The 18,045-nt window shown below is 62.7% G+C and carries 15 protein-coding genes, 1 tRNA gene and 1 pseudogene; 11 read left to right on the plus strand and 6 right to left on the minus strand.

Going from position 1 to position 18,045, the window contains the following annotated elements; genetic code table 11:
- The 4 genes from CCR96_RS07580 (at position 1) to CCR96_RS07595 (ending at position 5,984) form a co-directional block, all read left to right on the plus strand.
- The gene (locus CCR96_RS07580) at positions 1–1,248 is read left to right on the plus strand and encodes an ATP-binding domain-containing protein (protein ID WP_201219458.1); all 1,248 of its coding nucleotides are present in this window, start codon (positions 1–3) and stop codon (positions 1,246–1,248) included.
- A 209-nt stretch (positions 1,249–1,457) separates the two neighbouring features.
- A complete protein-coding gene (locus CCR96_RS07585) occupies positions 1,458–3,188 on the plus strand; it encodes a hypothetical protein (RefSeq protein WP_201219460.1) in 1,731 nt (576 codons plus the stop codon).
- Between the two features lie 21 nt (positions 3,189–3,209).
- Entirely contained in the window at positions 3,210–4,841 is a 1,632-nt protein-coding gene (locus CCR96_RS07590; protein WP_201219462.1) for an NERD domain-containing protein, read from the plus strand.
- 165 nt (positions 4,842–5,006) lie between these two features.
- On the plus strand, positions 5,007–5,984 hold the full coding sequence (locus CCR96_RS07595) for a metallophosphoesterase (RefSeq protein WP_201219464.1): 978 nt from the start codon (positions 5,007–5,009) through the stop codon (positions 5,982–5,984).
- Positions 5,985–5,992: 8 nt separating this feature from the next.
- On the opposite strand, the gene CCR96_RS07600 is transcribed toward CCR96_RS07595, so the two are convergent.
- Positions 5,993–6,487 carry a CDP-archaeol synthase gene (locus CCR96_RS07600; RefSeq protein WP_201219466.1) on the minus strand — a complete coding sequence of 165 codons (495 nt, stop codon included), beginning with the start codon at positions 6,485–6,487 and terminating at the stop codon, positions 5,993–5,995.
- 222 nt (positions 6,488–6,709) lie between these two features.
- Entirely contained in the window at positions 6,710–7,141 is a 432-nt protein-coding gene (locus CCR96_RS07605) for an IS630 family transposase (RefSeq protein WP_201219468.1), read from the minus strand.
- 13 nt (positions 7,142–7,154) lie between these two features.
- On the opposite strand from CCR96_RS07605, the pseudogene CCR96_RS07610 reads away from it, so the two are divergent.
- Positions 7,155–7,403, plus strand: a pseudogene (locus tag CCR96_RS07610) (tyrosine-type recombinase/integrase); the annotation flags it as partial.
- A gap of 94 nt (positions 7,404–7,497) precedes the next feature.
- Here the strand turns inward: CCR96_RS07610 and CCR96_RS07615 are convergent.
- Together CCR96_RS07615 and CCR96_RS07620 are read right to left on the minus strand one after the other, a co-directional pair.
- Positions 7,498–7,574: transfer RNA gene (locus tag CCR96_RS07615), tRNA-Arg, on the minus strand.
- Positions 7,575–7,824: 250 nt separating this feature from the next.
- On the minus strand, positions 7,825–9,834 hold the full coding sequence (locus CCR96_RS07620; protein ID WP_201219470.1) for a UvrD-helicase domain-containing protein: 2,010 nt from the start codon (positions 9,832–9,834) through the stop codon (positions 7,825–7,827).
- Positions 9,835–9,949: 115 nt separating this feature from the next.
- On the opposite strand from CCR96_RS07620, the gene CCR96_RS07625 reads away from it, so the two are divergent.
- The 3 genes from CCR96_RS07625 (at position 9,950) to CCR96_RS07635 (ending at position 12,390) form a co-directional block, all read left to right on the plus strand.
- Positions 9,950–10,327 carry a DUF2782 domain-containing protein gene (locus CCR96_RS07625; protein ID WP_201219472.1) on the plus strand — a complete coding sequence of 126 codons (378 nt, stop codon included), beginning with the start codon at positions 9,950–9,952 and terminating at the stop codon, positions 10,325–10,327.
- 103 nt (positions 10,328–10,430) lie between these two features.
- Positions 10,431–11,015, plus strand: coding sequence for a TRAP transporter small permease subunit (locus tag CCR96_RS07630; protein WP_338035839.1), 585 nt, complete (start codon positions 10,431–10,433; stop codon positions 11,013–11,015).
- On the plus strand, positions 11,008–12,390 hold the full coding sequence (locus tag CCR96_RS07635) for a TRAP transporter large permease (protein ID WP_201219474.1): 1,383 nt from the start codon (positions 11,008–11,010) through the stop codon (positions 12,388–12,390). Before CCR96_RS07630 ends, CCR96_RS07635 begins: the two co-directional genes overlap by 8 nt.
- A gap of 23 nt (positions 12,391–12,413) precedes the next feature.
- On the opposite strand, the gene CCR96_RS07640 is transcribed toward CCR96_RS07635, so the two are convergent.
- Complete coding sequence (locus CCR96_RS07640; protein WP_201219476.1) at positions 12,414–12,764, minus strand: PilZ domain-containing protein; 351 nt, start codon at positions 12,762–12,764, stop codon at positions 12,414–12,416.
- Between the two features lie 248 nt (positions 12,765–13,012).
- Between CCR96_RS07640 and CCR96_RS07645 the strand changes: the two genes are divergently transcribed.
- The 3 genes from CCR96_RS07645 (at position 13,013) to CCR96_RS07655 (ending at position 16,222) form a co-directional block, all read left to right on the plus strand.
- On the plus strand, positions 13,013–14,182 hold the full coding sequence (locus tag CCR96_RS07645) for a PilT/PilU family type 4a pilus ATPase (protein ID WP_201219478.1): 1,170 nt from the start codon (positions 13,013–13,015) through the stop codon (positions 14,180–14,182).
- A gap of 127 nt (positions 14,183–14,309) precedes the next feature.
- On the plus strand, positions 14,310–15,365 hold the full coding sequence (locus CCR96_RS07650) for a PilT/PilU family type 4a pilus ATPase (RefSeq protein ID WP_201219480.1): 1,056 nt from the start codon (positions 14,310–14,312) through the stop codon (positions 15,363–15,365).
- A 275-nt stretch (positions 15,366–15,640) separates the two neighbouring features.
- Positions 15,641–16,222, plus strand: coding sequence for a peptidylprolyl isomerase (locus CCR96_RS07655; protein ID WP_201219482.1), 582 nt, complete (start codon positions 15,641–15,643; stop codon positions 16,220–16,222).
- 192 nt (positions 16,223–16,414) lie between these two features.
- Here the strand turns inward: CCR96_RS07655 and CCR96_RS07660 are convergent, their stop codons facing one another.
- A complete protein-coding gene (locus CCR96_RS07660) occupies positions 16,415–18,016 on the minus strand; it encodes an AmpG family muropeptide MFS transporter (protein ID WP_201219484.1) in 1,602 nt (533 codons plus the stop codon).
- Between the last annotated feature and the right edge of the window lie 29 nt (positions 18,017–18,045).

The following is an 18,045-nucleotide window of genomic DNA, read 5'->3' on the forward strand; positions in this document are numbered from 1 at the left end:
ATGGCGGCGCGCAACTGGACCCTGCCCGACATCCAGAACCTGAGCAAGGAGCAGGAGCGCGCCCGCTTGCTGCCGCGTGAAGGCTGCCATCTGATCGTCGGTGGACCCGGCACCGGCAAATCGGTGCTCGCCCTGCTGCGCACCCGCCGTCATCATCGCGAACGAGGGGCGCAGGATTATGTCTTCCTGGTCTACAACCGGCTGTTGTTGGAGGCGAGTCGTGAGCTGGTCGGCGGCGCGGTCAATGCGCATCCTTGGATCAGCTGGTTTCGCGCCATGTTCAAGCGGGCCTTGGCGAAGCAGGCCTTGTCTCATCAGGCCTCGTCTCAGCAGGCCAGGTCGAAGCCGGCCTTGTCGGTGTCCTATGCCCAGGTCGCTGGACAAGGCTATCGTCTCGATTGGACCGCGATCCAAGATGCCATCGCTCGCGCTGCCGAGCTGCCAGCGCCGCTGACGCCCTTCCTGATCATCGATGAGGGGCAAGACATGCCGCGCGACTTCTATCAGGCGCTGGCGCAGCTAGGGTTTGAGCATGTCTACGTGGTCGCCGATCAGAATCAGCAAATCACCGACGAGTGCAGCACGCTGAGCGAGATTGCGACAGCCCTGGATATCGACGCTCGAGACCGCATCGAGCTGACCGAAAACTATCGCAACTGCGATCGCATCGCCCGCCTGGCGCTCGCCTTTTGTGTCGAGGATCTGGCCAGCCCCTGCGTCAAGCTGCCAAGCGCACGCCCCTGTGCGCGGGCCCCGATCCTAGTGGACTATGGCGCCGGCTGTCGCTGGAGCGCCGAGCAGCTGATCACGCGGATGCTGAAGCTGGCCGATCGTGATCCGGCGAAGCTGATCGGCATCATCACGCCGAACAACCAACGCCGTGAGTATTGGTTTCAGGCGTTGCGACAGCCGCGACTTGATCTGCACCTCGACCACGGACCTCCTCGGGTTCTGACCTATGCCTCGGGGCTTGAGGATGGCGACCATCGCTTCTCGGAAGGCGGTCTGTTCGTCATCAACGCACAGTCCGCGAAGGGGCTCGAGTTCGATATCGTCTTCCTCGCCGACATCCATGCGTATCCTTGCCAGCTCGAGAACAAGGCATGGATGGACGACCTGCGACGACGCTTCTATGTGATGGTCTCCAGGGCGCGGGAGCAAGTGATCCTGCTGCGCCAAGCCGGCCAGGAGTGCCCGGTCGAGGCGATCCTACCGAATGATCCGGACATCCTCAGACGTTGGAGATGACAGTGGCCGACCCCGAGAAACCTTCCCTGGAATTGACCCAGCCTGCGAGTGCTGCGGCGCCGACTGCGGCAGGCAGCGCGACCGCAGCGCCAACTTCGACTGCGACTGCGACTGCGACTGCGGTGCCGGCTGCCGCTGCCGTATCGGCTGCCACGCCGGGTCGAGCGCGATCGGGGCCTTGGTACTTCGTAACCAATCAGCTCAACCTGATGTACCTACTGGCCATGGGCTTGGTGACCGGTCCCAAGGGCTTTGGGTGCAAGTATTACGCCGATACGCTCGCTTGGGCGCCGGGCTGGATTCCGTTGTTTGCCGACGGTATCCCACCGGCGGCCCTGGCGCAGGTCACCTCCGAAGCGGACCATCTGCAGCCGGTGATCGCCAGCGTTGATCTGGGCGCGCTGCGGGGTCCGATTCAGGCGCTCGATCCACAGGGTCGGTTGCGCGCCCTGTGCTGGCCTGAGGAGGCGCAGGGCGACGAACCCCTGCTCTGCATCCCCGCGCCGCTGCCGATCGGCTGGCTGCAAGCGATCATCTTTGCGTCCAAGGAGCAGAAGGCGCTGATCCGCGAGCAAGCCGCCGATTATGCCAACGTCCCCCTCGGCGCTTATAAGCAGCGCGTCAACGCGCGACTGTTCGCCGCCGCGTCGAAGTCGGCATCGGCCTTGGCATTGAGATCCGCGTCGACGTCCGGATCGGCATTGAACTCGCCATCGGCATTGAGATCTGCATCGACATCCGAATCGGCATTGAGTTCTCCATCGGCATCGCTGTCAGCATCGATCTTGCCCGAGCCGATTGATGGGCTGTCGCTACCGCTGCCGGATCAAGACGCGTCGGTGCAGCAGGTCTCCGCGGTCGGCGCGGTGCAGGCGATGCTGGTCGGGCTTGGCAATCGCGGTGACGCCCTGGTGACTGCGGGGCAATCGCTGAGCGATCCTGAGCTGCCCAAGCCTGAGCTGCCCAAGCCTGAACTGCCCAAGCCTGAACTGCCCAAACCAGGGCTGACCGACCCTGAGGAGACGGCATCGCAGTCGTCCGTCGAAGACCCGCTGCTGCGTGCGCTGCTGGCCTGGGCGCTGGGCGAGAACAGCGCGGCAAACGCCGATCTGCATGGCCGCATCCTGGCGCAGTTGCTCAGCGCGATCGTTGATGCCAAGACTCAGGCTGACGAGGCGCCAGCGGGCGAGGGCTGCCCGCCGGATATCCAGCAGGTCATCTTGGATCTGCTCGAGGCCGAGCGAACCAGGCTCGCGGAGCCGAAATGGCAGGAGGCCCTGAAACGACTGATTGCTGATCTCAAGGGATGCCTTGGGCTAGGCGACGCGACCATCTCCGAGCTGTTTCAACGCCATCAAAAGCCGTTCTCCCGCGGGCTGCTGCTCTTCTTCCTGCGTCAGCGCGGTCAGGAATTGCTCGAGCTTTCGGAGCGCTTCGATCAGCCCCTGTTGACCGATCAGGATCTGGTGGTGGCGGCAGCCCTGTTCGGCGCCCGCGGTGGTTGGCTGGAGCTGCCAGGGTCGATCAAAGACCTGCCAGGTCTGCGTTCGGCGATTACCCATCGTATGGCCGCGCTGGCGCACCGGCAGCGCGGGACCGGTCTTGACTTAGGGCCTGCACCGGAACGTGTCGAGCCGCTGCGCGAACTGATGACGAGAAAGGGCGGGGGAGGTGGCTGGAGCAAGCGGCAGCAGGAAGGCGCGCTCGCGTTGGCCCGTGGCATGGGCTGGCAGGAGGTGCTGAAGACCAGAATCAGTCTCGGCAAAGGCGATTACCGGCTGCAGGTTGCTGGCAATGGCGTTCAACTGCTGCTCGACGGCGAGGTCAAGGCCGTGACCGTCGATGTTGATCAGGCGCAGTTGCTTACGCTGCTGGCGCGAACGGCGATTCCAGGCCGCATTGATGCCGAGGTGCGCAAGGCGTTGACGGGGCAGCGTTAAACGCTGACGCTTACTGCGACCATGAAGCTCATTCCCTCGACACCGCGAGAGACCAATAGCAGCGCCGAGCGTCGCGTCTTCGACCGGCTGCGAACGGCATTCAGGCAGGATCAATCCTCTGGCCGGGAGCAAGCTCCTTTCGAGCTTGGTCAACAGTCCGCATTGACTGCGTTTCACTCGCTGAATCTGACCCGCCATGCCTATAAGCGCTTCGGTGAGATCGATTTCGTCATTGTTGGGCCGGACGGGATCTTGGTGTTGGAAGTCAAGGGTGGCGGCATTGCTTGCCATGATGGCGTCTGGTCGACGAGCGATCGTGGCGGGGCCTTGACCCGGCTCAAGGAAAGTCCGTTTCGGCAGGCTGAATTGGCCATGCATGGCCTGCGCAGCCGCTTGGAATCGGCGTTGCCGCCGGGCATTGTCGGACAATTTCTCTGGGGCTATGGTGTCGTCTTTCCCGATTGTGATTGGTCCATCCAGGGGGCTGAGTGGGACCAGCCGATGGTGGCCGACGCGAGGGCGAGCCGGAACATGGCGTCTTGGCTCTCTAGGCTGTACCGTTATTGGCAGGAGCGGGAAGGCCGGCGGCGAGCGCCAGCGTCCGCCGACGCCCTGACGCAGGTGATCGGCTTCTTGCGCCCAGAGGTCGATGTCGGTATCCCGTTGCATTGCGTCTTGGATGAACTGGAAACGCGTGTCGCCTCGCTGACCGAAGAGCAGATGGCGCTGCTCGATATCGTCGACGCCAATGCCCGCGTCCTCTGTAGCGGTGGCGCAGGCACTGGCAAGACCTTTCTCGCGCTAGAATTGGCGCGCCGCTGGGCGGCTTCTGGCTGGCAGGTGTTGCTGGCCTGTCAATCACCCTGGCTGAAGCACTGGCTAGAGAAGCACTTCGCCATCGCCGGTGTCAGCGTCAGTGTCGCTCAGCACGTGCGATCCGCGGCACGGCGTGCTGGTCTCGATCGCTTCGATGCATTGATCCTGGACGAGGGGCAGGATCTCTTGACCATGGACCGGCTGCGGGATCTCGACGGCATCCTCTGCGGCGGCTTGCAGGCCGGGCGTTGGTGCTTCTTCCATGACGTCAACCATCAAGCCGGCTATTTTGGGCCGCCAGATGCCGCTGCATTGGCGTTGTTAGCGTCTTTCAGTGCAGCCAAGATGCCGCTCAGGCGCAACTGCCGAAATACACGCCAGATCATGGAGGCGATCCAGTCGAGATTAGGCTTGGACATGGGGGCGCGCGGGACTGGCGATGGCCCCGAGGTCGTCCATCATCAAGCCAAGGGCAGCGAGGAGGCGGCCAAACTATTGGCTTCGGAGCTCGAGCGGTTGATCGATCGCGGGGGACTCTCGCCAAGCGAGATCACCATCCTCTCGCCGCAGCCCTTTGCCGACTCGACAGCCGCTCGCCTCGCCGGCAAGCATGCCGCTGGATTGATCGAGCTTGATGAGTTCGCGCTGCGCCATTTTCCGCCCGCAAAGGTCAGCTTCGCCGAGATCGCCAGCTTCAAGGGCTTGGAGAACGAGGCCGTGATCCTAGTCGACCTTCCCCAGACCAGCAGTGCGCCTCGATCGGTTGCTGATCAGTACGTCGGCATGAGCCGCGCCCGCTCACTGCTGATCATCATCGTGAGCGAGGTTGGAGGTTAAGCTGAAGCTGACGCGATTCATGTTCAGAGGTGGATCATCGATGAGCTTCAACTCGAGTCGCGCGCGATTCATCTGCTGGGGCGTCCTGCCCCTTGCCGTGCTCGTGAGGGTGCTTGATGGGCTCGTATCACTTCAATCCGCAACGTCACAGAGGCAACGGCATCGATGACCACCGCACCGCTCCCGCCAGAACTCGAAGCACTGATCCCACGCATCGGCCGCACCCATCTGCGCCGGCGCCTTGGCCTCGAGCAAGAGCATGACGCCTTCGCCTTCAATCGCCCCGGCGCGCATTTCTTCTATCCGGAGAACTGGTATTCGGTGCATGGCTTTATCCGCCATGCGCTGCGCCTCGTTGGGTTCTATCAGCGGGCGCAAGAGAACACCCGCAAGATCCGGATTCAGCCGCACCGCTTGCTGATCCGTGGGCTGCCGGAGGCCTTCGTCGGCCTGCGCATCCTGCACCTGAGCGATCTGCATACCGATCTCGACCGGCGCATCACCACCGCCATCGCCGAGCGGCTCACCGGGCTCAGCTACGACCTCTGCGTGCTGACCGGCGATTATCGCGCCAAGACCTACGGCCCGATCGACGAGGCGCTGTCCGGCATGGCCAGCATCCGCACCCAGTTGCAAGGCCCGGTCTATGCGGTGCTCGGCAATCATGACAGCATCCGGCTGGTGCCTGGGCTGGAGGCGATGCAGATCCAGGTGCTGTTGAATGAGACCGCGGTGATCGAGCGCGAGGGCCAACGGCTGTATCTCGCCGGTATCGACGATGCGCACTACTACCAGGTGCACAACATCGACAAGGTCGCTGCTGAGATCCCCGAGGGGGCTGCCGCGCTGCTGCTCTCGCATACCCCGGAGATCTATCTGCATGCCGCCTATGCCGGCTTTGCCGCGATGCTCTGTGGCCATACCCATGGTGGCCAGATCTGCCTGCCTGGGCAGATCGCGCTGTTTTGGGATGCGCGTTGCCCGCGACGTCTCGCCGCAGGTGCCTGGCGGCATGGCGAGATGATCGGCTACACCTCGATGGGCACCGGTTCATCGGTGGTCCCGGCGCGCCTCAACTGTCTGCCGGAGATCACCCTGCATGAGCTGGTGGCGGCTGACGCGCGAGGGGACGGGGCGCGGTGACCCGCGCGCTAGTGGTCCGCCGAGCGCAGCAACCTCGGCAGCAGTTGGGTCAGCAGCAGATGGCTGATCAGAAAGGTCAACACCACCAGCGTCAGATCCCACCAGTCGAGATTCAGCCACAGGCTTGCGACCAGCGCCGGAAACAAGGCCTCCGGGATCTGATCGAGTCCCGGCGCGTTGGTGGTCGAGGCAAGGCCGAGTCGGCGCTTGAGGAAACTCGCCAGCAGATCGCCGATCATCGCCGCGCCGGCGATGGCGACGCCCAACTCGGCTGGCCAGCCGATCAGCCAGGCGAGCAGTGGTGTCGCGAGCAACGCCGCGGCCAGTCCGCGCCAGGTCTTGGATGGACCGAGCAACGGCTGGCCGTTGGCGAGTCGCCAGCCGCCATCGACAGGCCAGGCATCGTGGCGACCGAGCCAGCGTCCAAGGACCCAGGGCGCGCCGTTGGCCGCGGCGATCAGCGTGACTAAGAGCAGGTCGATCGTTATCCTGGATGTATCCATTACGCGCTCGTCGTGAAAGCGGATGAGTTGGCATGACAGGCAGCCGTCAAAACTATAAACGGTCTGATGCGATGTTTCGATCCGCCTCTACCCTGGCTACACGGACAGTCCTTCCGCCTTAAGCCTTGTGTTGGGCCACAACAGTGCTGACCGCTGGTTTACGCGGTGGGAAGGCGACGACGCGCTCGGGATGCGCGGCTTACTTTGCCATCAAGTCTATAGTCATCCGCAAAAATCCTTATAGTCTAAGATATGCGGCACCAAACGCTCCATCCAGTTGCGCGCATAGGAACAGTATTGGCTGGCTTCCTTGAAGGTCACGCGGATGTGGTGTTTCAGTTCGTCGAGCGAACCGATGAAGTTCACCGAGATGACCCGCTTGATGGTCTTCCAGATGATTTCGATCGGATTGAGGTCTGGTGCATACGGCGGCAGGAAGACCAGCTCGATGGCCTGTTCTTTGGCTGCCTTCTGGACGTCAGCGGCGTGATGGCTGCTGAAGTTGTCGAGGATCACGATGATGGCCCGGTAGTCGGCATTGGCGGCTCGGATGGCTTGGAAGAACTCGGCGATGGCCGTCTGATTGGACCGGGGCAGGAAATCCTGCACGGAGGCGCCAATGAGGGCGTAGAAGCCGATGGCGTTGGCTTTCATGCGCGCGGTTTGGCACCACCTCCATGAAAATGGGTTGCAGAAGGCGATCAAGCTTGCCGCTGAGCGTGCGGGTATCAACAAAAAGGTGAATTGCCACTGCTTGCGACATTCCTTTGCAACGCATCTGCTGGAGTCTGGCTACGATATCCGCACCGTGCAGGAACTGTTCGGTCATGCGGATGTGTCGACCACGATGATCTATACCCATGTGCTGAATCGCGGCGGGCAGGGTGTGCGGAGCCCCTTGGATCATCTGGGCTGAGGCGCGCTTAAAAGCTAAGGTCAGATGCGGTTTGACAGCGGATGGCGGCAAGCAGCGAGGTTGCAGCAAGCAGGGTTGCGTTGCGCCGCGAATTTGGCGCGCCCGACAGGATTCGAACCTGTGACCCCTGCCTTCGGAGGGCAGTACTCTATCCAGCTGAGCTACGGGCGCGTGTTTGGAGGGGTGCCCTGAATGGGGGCATGTGCTGCGGCTGTTTGCACCACTGCAAGGCCGTTAAGGATAACCCGATCGCTGGCGGCCGTCCATGGCCGTTGCGAGCCCGATGACGCAGCAGGCGGCGAAGAAGATCGAGACGGCTGAGCGGGGCGGGATTATGAGCCTGCCAAAATCGATAGGATGCGGCTCGACCCTAATGTGCCAGCTCGGCTGCCGGGCGGCCGGATAGGATAGTTGCACAGCATCAGCTCGGCCGCGCCAGCAACGCCTTCAGTGCCGAGAGATGAGCCTTGCCGCGCTCGCGTCGCTCTGACTCGTCCAGGGGCTCTTGATCGACGCGGTGCAGGTCAGCGATCGGCAGTTCGTCGAGGAACCGGCTCGGCTCGCAGAGCACCTGCTCGCCGTAGCGCCGACGGTGGCGCGCGAGGCTGAGGTTGAGCCGATTGCGGGCGCGGGTGATGCCAACATAGGCCAGTCGGCGCTCCTCTTCGATGTTGTCGTCCTCGATGCTGTTGCGATGCGGCAGCAGCTCTTCTTCCATGCCGACGAGAAAGACTTCGGGGAATTCGAGTCCCTTGGCGGCGTGCAAGGTCATCAGCGAGACGCGGTCGCCGCCTTCCTCCTCGTCCTGGCGCTCGAGCACGTCCATCAGGGTGAGATGGGCGACCATCTCCGGCAGCGTGCCCTCCTGCAAGGCGCCCTTGTGCAGTGCCTCGAGCCAGCCGATCAGCTCGTGGACGTTGTCGATGCGCCGCTCGGCGACCTTCAGGCTCGAGCTGGTGTCCTTGAGCCAGCCGCGATAGTCGCTCTGATCGATCAGGGCGCGGACGCTGCCGATCGGATGCGCATTAGCCTGCTGCTGATAGTGCTCGAGCCAGGTCTTGAACTCGGCCAGCCGCCGCCGCTGGCGTTCTGTCAGATGCTCGGCCAACGCGAGATCGGTGCAGGCGCTGAACAGGCTGGTCTGGCGCTGTGCGGCGACCGTTGCGAGCTTTTCCAGCGTACCGGGGCCGATCTCGCGGCGCGGTACGTTGATGATGCGCAGGAAGGCGGCATCATCGTCTGGGTTGGCGATCAGGCGCAGATAGGCCATTACGTCCTTGACCTCGGTGCGGGCGAAGAAGGCGGTGCCGCCGGAGAGGAAGTAGGGGATATTCAGCGTCCGCAGCGCCTTCTCGAACGGGCGCGCCTGATGATTGCCACGGTAGAGGATGGCGAAATCGCCGTAGGCGCGGCCTTTAGTCTGGTGCCCGTGCAGGATCTCGGTGGCGACGCGCTCGGCTTCGTGGGTCTCGTCGCGGCAGTGCAAGACGCGCGCGCGCTCGCCGGGCTCGAGCGCGCTCCACAGGCGTTTCTCGAACAGATGTGGATTTTTCGCGATCAGACCGTTGGCGAGGTTGAGGATGCGCCCGGATGAGCGGTAGTTCTGCTCTAGCATGATCACCTTGAGCAGCGGGTAGTCGTCCTTGAGGCGGGCTAGATTCTCGGGCCGCGCGCCGCGCCAGGCATAGATCGACTGGTCGTCGTCGCCGACCACGGTGAAGCGGCCGTCGGGGCCGACCAGGAGCTTGACCAGCTCATACTGAGCGTTGTTGGTGTCCTGATATTCGTCGACCAACAGATGCCGGATGCGCCCTTGCCAGTACTCGCGCACCGCCGGCACCTCGCGCAGCAGGCGCACCGGGCGCAGGATCAGGTCATCGAAGTCGACTGCATTGTAGGCGGCGAGGCTGCGCTCATAACGCAGATACAGTTGGGCAAGACCGGCCTCGAAGTCATCCTCCGCTCGGCTCTCAGCACGGGCTGGATCGACCATGCCGTTCTTCCACTGCGAGATGCGCGCCAGTGCCGCCGCCGGGCTGGTGGCTTCGCTCAGCCCGGCCTCGCGCAGATGCTCCTTGAGAATCTGCTCACCATCTTGCGGATCGACCAGCGAGAAACCGGGGCGGAGCGCGCCGTGGGCGGTTTCGCGCCGCAGTAGCTCGAGGCCGAAGGTGTGGAAGGTCGAGACCCGCAGTCCATGACCGGCGCGGCCTTTAAGCAGGCGTCCAACCCGCTGCTTCATCTCGCGCGCGGCCTTGTTGGTGAAGGTTAGCGCGACGATATTGCGTGCTGGCAGACCACGCTCGCCGATCAGATGGGCGATCTTCTGCGTGATCACGCGCGTCTTGCCGGAGCCGGCACAGGCGATGACCAGCAGCGGACCCTGAGCGTAGCGCACGGCCTCGATCTGCCGTGGGTTGAGGCCTTTCATCGAGTACTCCGGTGGAAAAGTTGACCATCTGAACAGCTGAGCAGCAGGCGGTTGGGCGCGGGGAGCCGCAGCGGGCTAAACTAGGCCATCACCCTATGCACCGAGTCCGAGGACTATGTCAGCGTCTGCCTCTATACCGCCACCCGCCCGTCACAGCCTCGCGGCCCTGTTCTTGCTTGCCCTGGCGCTCGCACCAGCGGCGTTGCTCGCGCAGGGTGACGCTGGCAGCTTCCTGTCCGCGCCTGAGGTGCCATCGATCCCCGGCCGCTATGCCGGCGATAGCGCGAGCGCTCCCGAGGTCACCATCACCGAGACCGAGGAAGGGACCGTCTACGAGTATCGCGTCAGGGGCCAAGTCTACATGGTCAAGATCCAGCCCATCGTCGGACCGCCCTATTTCCTGTTGGACACCAATGGCGACGGTGTCCTCGATGTGGACGAGCGGCGGGCGCCTGATCTCGCCGTGCCGCAATGGCTGTTATTCAGTTGGTAGGTCGCAATGTGCGAATCCTTACCGTGGCACAAGTGCTTCATTGTCCAGGTGCTGCGAGGCGCGATGTCCATTCGGCGTTCGATCTCATGAAGGACTGGAGCCAGTGACTCGCGTCTCTCCGGCGCCGGTAAAAGGCGGCTTGTTGCGGCTAGCGCAATGGCTGGAGTGGGTGAACCGTGCGGTCGGCGCGGTGGTGTCCTGGCTGGCGTTGGCGATGGTGCTGATGACATTCATCGTCGTCGTGCTCCGCTACGTCTTCGACTCCGGCTCGATCGCGCTGCAGGAATCGGTCACCTATATGTACGCGATGCTGTTCATGCTCGGCGCCGCCTATACACTGCAGCAGGACGGCCATGTGCGTGTCGATATCCTCTACCAAGGGTTTTCTCGGCGTGGCCGAGCCTGGGTGGATCTGCTTGGCACTCTGTTCCTTCTGGTCCCAGTGGCGGTGTTTCTGCTGGCCTCGTCTTGGACGTATGTCGCTGATTCCTGGGCCGTGTTCGAGGGCTCGCGCGAGGCAGGCGGTATTCCTGGGGTTTGGCTGCTCAAAACGCTGCTGTTGGTGATGCCGGTGCTGATGCTGGTGCAAGGGCTGATCTGGGTGCTGCGCAACGGGCTGTTTCTCGCCGGTGTCGATGCCGCCCTGGGTGAGCCGGACAAAGCTTCCGCGGGCAACGCCGATGGCTGAGTTCATGCCCCTCCTACTGGTCTTGGCGCTCGGCGTTGTACTGCTGCTCGGCTATCCGGTCGCGCTGTCTTTGGGCGGTACCGCGCTGGTGATGGCACTGGTTGGTGAATGGTTGGGCTATTTCGACCATGCCTTCATTGAGGCGCTGCCCAATCGGGTCTATGGCGTGATGACCAACGAGACCCTGATCGCGGTGCCGCTGTTCGTGTTCATGGGGGTCATGCTGGAGCGCTCGCGCGTCGCCGAGAACCTGCTCGACACCATGGCGCTGCTGTTCGGGCCGATGCGCGGGGGGCTCGGAATTTCGGTGACGGTGGTGGGCATGCTGCTCGCGGCCAGTACGGGCATTGTCGGCGCCACCGTGGTCACCATGGGGCTGCTGACCTTGCCGACGATGCTGAGGCGCCATTACGACCCCAGCGTGGCCGCTGGCACCATCTGCGCCTCAGGTACCCTGGGGCAGATCATCCCGCCGTCGATCGTGCTGGTGTTGCTCGGTGATGTGCTGTCGTCGGCCTATCAACAGGCGCAGCTCGACATGGGCATCTTCTCGCCGGACACGGTCTCGGTCGGCGATCTGTTCATTGGTGCGTTGATCCCCGGGCTGATGCTGGTGAGCGGCTACATCGCTTATCTGGTTGGCGTGGCCATCTTCCGCCCGCAGGCGGTTCCAGCCATCCCGGCCGCCGAGCGGCCACAGCACGATGCGCGCTTCTGGCTGCGGGTGCTGCAGGTGCTATTGCCGCCGCTGGCGTTGATCGTGGCGGTACTGGGCTCGATCCTGTACGGCATCGCGACCCCGACCGAGGCCGCCTCGGTCGGCGCGGTTGGGGCCATGCTGCTTGCGGCCGTGCACCGAGAGTTGAGTCTGGAGACGCTGCATGCGGTGATGCGTCAGACCACCATCGTCACCAGCATGGTGTTCCTGATCTTCATCGGCGCGGCGATCTTCTCGTTGGTCTTCCGCGGCTTCGGTGGGGACGAACTGGTGACTGAGTTTTTGAGTGACTTGCCGGGTGGCACGGTGGGCGCGGTCGCGCTGGTGATGGTGGTGCTGTTCCTGCTTGGCTTCATCCTTGACTTCATTGAGATCACCTTCGTGGTGGTACCCATCGTTGGCCCCGTGCTGTTGGCGATGGGGCTCGATCCGGTCTGGCTTGGGGTGATGATCGCAATTAACTTGCAGACCTCGTTTCTGACGCCGCCGTTTGGCTTCTCGCTGTTCTATCTGCGCGGTGTCGCGCCGCCTACACTCAGCACCGGCCAAATCTACCGCGGTGTCGCTCCGTTCATCCTGATCCAGTTGCTGATGCTCGCGACCTTGGCACTGTTCCCAGCGCTTGCGACCTGGCTGCCGGATCAGGTGTATCAGTAGGGCAACCGCAGATGAGTCTTTGATCAGGCTCGTATCTGCTCGCCGGTCTCGCCAGCGATGATCGGCGGCATTGCAGCCGTGTGTTGGTGCATCAGTTCGTGGAATAGGGCGTTTTGAGGGGATTCGAACATCACCCCGATACCGTTGTTGTCTCCATGGATCACGATCGCGGGCAGCAGCCAGCGCTTGCCAAGTGAGCGCAGCTCGAGTTCGATCGGTGTTCCGGCGGGTAGGGTCAAGGCCTTGACCGACAAGAACATGCCGCCGGCCGAGAGCGTGCGCGCCGTCGCCGTCAGGAATGGGCGCTTGTGGTAACGGATATAGACTGGCAGATCGAGCCGATGTCGTGCGTCATAGCGTCGTTCCCTTGGCATCTTTTATCTCCTCATTTTCTATGTTTCTATTGGTGAGACGAGATGTTAGACGCTTAACCTTACCATCAAGTTCAACTTTGATGACGAATGGATGACCGGAGTTGGCCTGCGCAGGTTGCCGTCGGTCGATGTGGCGCGGATACTGCCGTAGCGCTCGACCAAGTGCTGTTCGCAATCAGGCTAAGGATTAGAGCGCGTCGTCTCTACCGGAAGAGGCGGCGATCGCTTCACGATGACAGAGACCGCTTATGGATCGCCAACAAGCTGCCAAGTTCGTGCTCGATTGCTTGCGCACCATGCTTGCGCGCAAGGGCTCAGACCTGTTTATCTCGGCGGGCTTTCCACCCGCCTGTAAGTTTGATGGCAAGCTGACGCCGCTGAGTCAGCAGGCCTTGAAGCCGGAGCAGACGGCGCTCTTAGCGCGCTCGATCATGAATGATCAGCAGGTGCGTCAATTCGATGCCAGCAAGGAATGCAACTTCGCCATCAGCCCGCCTGGGATTGGCCGCTTTCGTGTCAATGCCTTCGTCCAGCAAGGCCATCCCGGCCTGGTCCTGCGCACCATCCCGACCGCGATCCCGACCGCCGAGCAGCTCGGTCTGCCAGCCATCCTGCCGGAGCTGGTGCTCTCCAAGCGTGGACTGATCTTGGTGGTCGGCGGCACCGGGTCGGGTAAGTCGACGACGCTAGCCGCCATGCTCGGGCATCGGAACCGCGAGACCTATGGCCATATCATCACCATCGAAGACCCGGTCGAGTTCGTCCACGCGCATCAGCATTGCCTGATCACCCAGCGCGAAGTGGGCGTGGATACCGAGACTTGGGACAACGCGCTGGTGAACACCCTGCGTCAGGCGCCGGATGTGATCCTGATCGGCGAGATCCGCGCGCGCGAGACCATGGAGCATGCGATCAACTTCTCCGAGACCGGTCATCTCTGCCTCTCGACGCTGCACGCGAACAGCGCCAACCAGGCCTTGGACCGCATCATCAACCTGTTCCCCGAGGAGCGCCGGGCGCAGCTGCTGATGGATCTCTCGCTGAATCTGCGCGCGATCATCTCGCAGCGGCTGTTACCGAAGGTCGGCGGTGGGCGCGTCGCCGCGATCGAGATCATGATCAACTCGCCGCTGATCCAAGATCTGATCTTCAAAGGCAAGGTGCACGAGATCAAGGCCATCATGCAGCGCTCCAAGGAGCAGGGCATGCAGACCTTCGATATGGCCCTGTTCGATCTCTATGAGGCCGGCGTGATCACCTATGAGGACGCGCTGCGCAGCGCCGATTCGATGAATGAGCTCCGGTTGCGTATCAAGCTAGAGGGCAAGGATGCGGTCGCGGCCGAGTCGTTGGGTGAGGAGGATGGCTTCTCGATCTTGGGCGAAAATGATCTGCCGGCCGAGCAGGATCACACCTAGCCGCGTCGTCACCCGAAATCAGCGCCTCATCGCCCGGGCGGCGAGGGGCGATGTCCGTTACTCTGAAATAGGCGCTGCATCGTCCGGGGTGGCGATGCACCATGTCCGTTAACCGAGCGAGGTCCGCATGGATTTCAAGCCCTATCTCGAGATGATGGTCGCAAAGAAGGCGTCTGACGTGTTCATCAGCGCGGGCTCGCCGGTGCAGATCAAGATCGACGGCAAGCTGCATCGGATCGGTGAGACCAATTACACGCCGGCGCTCTGCCGGGAGGCGGTCTACTCGCTGTTGAACGAGCCGCAGATCAGCGCGCTCGAGCGTGAGCGCGAGATCGATGTTGGTATTGGGCTGGAGGGGCGCGGGCGCTTCCGCATCAACGCCTTCCATCAATGTGGATCACTGGCGATGGTGATCCGCTATCTGCCGGCCGAGATCCCGAGCGTCGATGAGCTGGGGCTGCCGGAGGTGCTCAAGGGCATCGTCATGCAGCGGCGCGGCATCGTGCTCATGGTTGGCGCGACCGGTTCTGGCAAGTCGACCACGCTGGCGGCGATGATCGATCATCGCAACAGCAATAGCCGGGGCCACATCCTGACCATCGAAGATCCGGTCGAGTACGTGCATCCGCACAAGGGCTGCATCGTCAACCAACGTGAGTTGGGGATGGACACCCTGTCTTATGCAGCAGCGTTAGAGAGTTCGTTGCGTGAAGCCCCGGACGTGATTCTGATCGGCGAGATCCGCAATCGCGAGACCATGGAGGCGGCCATCGAGCTCTCCGGAACCGGCCATCTGGCCATCTCGACCTTGCATGCAAATAATGCCCATCAGGCCATGGAACGCGTGATCAATCTGTTCCCGCAAGTGATGCACAAGACCTTGCTGATGGACCTGTCGCTTAACCTGCGCGCAATCATCGCCCAGCGCCTAGTGCGAACGGTCGACGACAAACGTACCGCCGCGGTCGAGATCTTGATCAATACGCCGCATATCTCGGACTTGATTCGCGAAGGGCGGATCGATGAGATCAGCGAGGCGATGGCCGGCAGCAGCGAGGGTGGCATGGTCGTCTTCGACGATGCGCTGCTCGGGCTCTATCGCCAAGGGCGGATCAGCCTCGAAGAATGTCTGGCCCATGCCGATTCGGCGGCGAATCTGGAGGCGCGGATCAACTTTGGTTGATTGCTCCGCCGCGTCTCGCCGGCTTTAATCGAACAACTGCTGTTGCTCGTGGTGCCTTGATTCGGTGCTTGCTGTAACCTCTGCCAGCGGTTGACGCCCCGTCTGTTCGTCTTGCTTGATCACGGGGGTGTAGAGCGGCTTCCCCTGTCTAGCCGTTTGCAAGCCTTGCGTCGTCACGGCTTCTAATGTGGATGCCGTGCGGCCCAGATGGCCTAATGCCGCGTCATCAATTCATCCTGACCTTCGTCACCCATTCAAACTGAGGAGAGAGACCCATGGTCCGATTCAACACCCAGCCTGCTCGCCAGGCCCTTGCATTCAGTGCCCTACTGGCGCTTGGCAGCAGCGCGGTGCTGGCTGAGAACCCGAAGGTGGCGATGGATGTGACCATCGGCGGCGAGCCGGCTGGCACCATTGAGGCCGAGCTCTTCGCCGATGTGGTGCCGAAGACCGCCGAGAACTTCCGCGTGCTCTGCAGCGGCGAGCAGGGTGAAGATATGCGCTACGCCGGCAGCCCGTATCATCGCATCATCCCCGGGTTCATGATCCAGGGCGGTGACTTCACCAATGGTAATGGCACCGGCGGCAAGTCGATCTACGGCGACAAGTTCGCCGATGAGAACTTCGATCTCAAGCACACCGAAGCCGGTCTGCTCTCAATGGCCAACGCTGGGCCGAATACCAACGGCTCGCAGTTCTTCATCACCGTTGCGCCCACGCCTTGGCTCGACGGTCGCCATGTCGTCTTCGGCAAGGTGACCTCGGGAATGGATGTGGTCGAGGCAATGGAAGAGCAGGGTTCGCGCCAGGGGCGTACCAAATCTGAAGTGATGATGAGCGATTGCCGCGTGCTCTAATCGTTTTGCCGGGCCATACGATGTCGATCTGTTTTTAGCTCCAGCACCTCAAGTCGCTGGCTGCACGCTGACCTCGAGCCATTTCTGATACAGCGCTAGCCGCCCGTTGGACGGTGCCGGCGCCGCTAGCACAGCGTATTGAGATCTCTGCGTTAATCTGCGCCATCCGCGGCGCAGATGCTCCTTGCAGGATCAAGGCTCTTCCCTCAGTGCCAGCCGCCGTCCGGCGAGCCAGACCAGCAGCAGCACCGGCACCCCGATCAGCGTCGTGAAGATGAAGAAGCCGGGATAGCCGATGCCATCGACGATCGAGCCCGAGTAGCCGCCGATGACCTTCGGCAGCAGGGTCATCAGCGAGCTGAAGATGGCGTACTGCACGGCGGTGAAGGACACGCTAGTCAGGCTGGACAAGAAGGCGACAAAGGCAGCGCTGGCGAGGCCGGCGGCGAGATTGTCGGCGGCGACCGTCAGATAGAGCAGCGGCAAACTGTGGCCGACATAGGCGAGCGCGACGAAGATCAGATTGGTCAGCGCCGAGAGCACCGCGCCGAGCATCAGGATGCGCATGACGCCAAAGCGGGTTGCCATCAGGCCGCCGATGAAGCCGCCAGCGATGCTGACCACGACGCCGAAGGTCTTCACCGCCTGGGCGATCTCGGGCTTGGTGAAGCCCAGATCTTGATAGAAGACGTTGGCGATGACGCCGAGCACGATATCCGAGATCCGGTATAGGCCGATCAACGCTAGCAGCAACAGCGCGGTCTGCAGCCCGTAGCGGCGAAAGAAATCGAGCACTGGCGCCACCCAGGTCTGCCGGGCCATCTCGCGATTGACGGTGCCGAGGCGGACCAAGGCCCAGCCGACCAGCCCAGCGATGCCGAGCGCGAGCGCAAAATGCAGCGTTTCGAACAGGAAGGCGCCGAACGGACCGCCGCCGGCGGCCTGTTTGAGCGCGGCGACGCTGCTGCTGGTGAAGAAGAAGGTGCCGGCGAAGGCCGCCACAGCGAGCAGGAAGACCAGCACCAGACGGGCGTAGTCCGTGGGTCCATAGTGGTAGGCGTCGATGCGCTCCACCTCGGGCTCGCGCACCAGCAAGGTAGTGGCGACGCCGATCAGCATGGTTGCGGCCATGATCAGATAGGTCAGCCGCCAGGCCTGGTAGGAATACTGCTCCATCGATGACATGAACAGCGCTGCCAAGAACAGCGCGCCGGCACCGCTGGTGACCATGCCGATCCGGTAACCGGCGATATAGGCCGCAGAGAGCATGCCCTGCAGTGCCGGTGGCGCGATCTCGATGCGATAGGCATCGATGCAGATATCCTGAGTCGCCGCCGAGAACCCAAGCATCACCGCCGCCAGCGCCATCAGCACGAGACTGTGATCGCCCTGGGCCGGGTCGACCGAGGCCATCAGTGCGATGGCGGTGATGATCGCGATCTGCGACAGCAGCAGCCAGCCACGCCGACGCCCGAGATGGCGCGTCAACCAGGGCAGCGGCAGCCGATCGACCAGCGGCGCCCAGATGAACTTGAACGAGTAGCCAAGCGCAGCCCAACTGAAGAAAGTCACCGCACTGCGCTCGACCCCGGCCTCGCGCAGCCACAGCGATAGCGACGAGAAGATCAGTAGCAGCGGGATGCCAGCGGCAAAGCCGAGGAACAGCATCGTCAGCACGCGCCGGTCGCGCAGGGCGCTCAGTACCTTGCGCCAACCCTGATGTCCCTCGCCAGCGGTGGCTGAGAATGCGCTGGTCGTGGTCGATAAAGAGGCGCTGGTCTTGGAGGTCGTCATCAGGGTAGGCAGCTCGGTGAATGGCATTC

It is taken from the genome of Halochromatium roseum, from assembly GCF_016653315.1.
GTDB classification, from domain to species: Bacteria; Pseudomonadota; Gammaproteobacteria; order Chromatiales; family Chromatiaceae; genus Lamprobacter; species Lamprobacter roseus.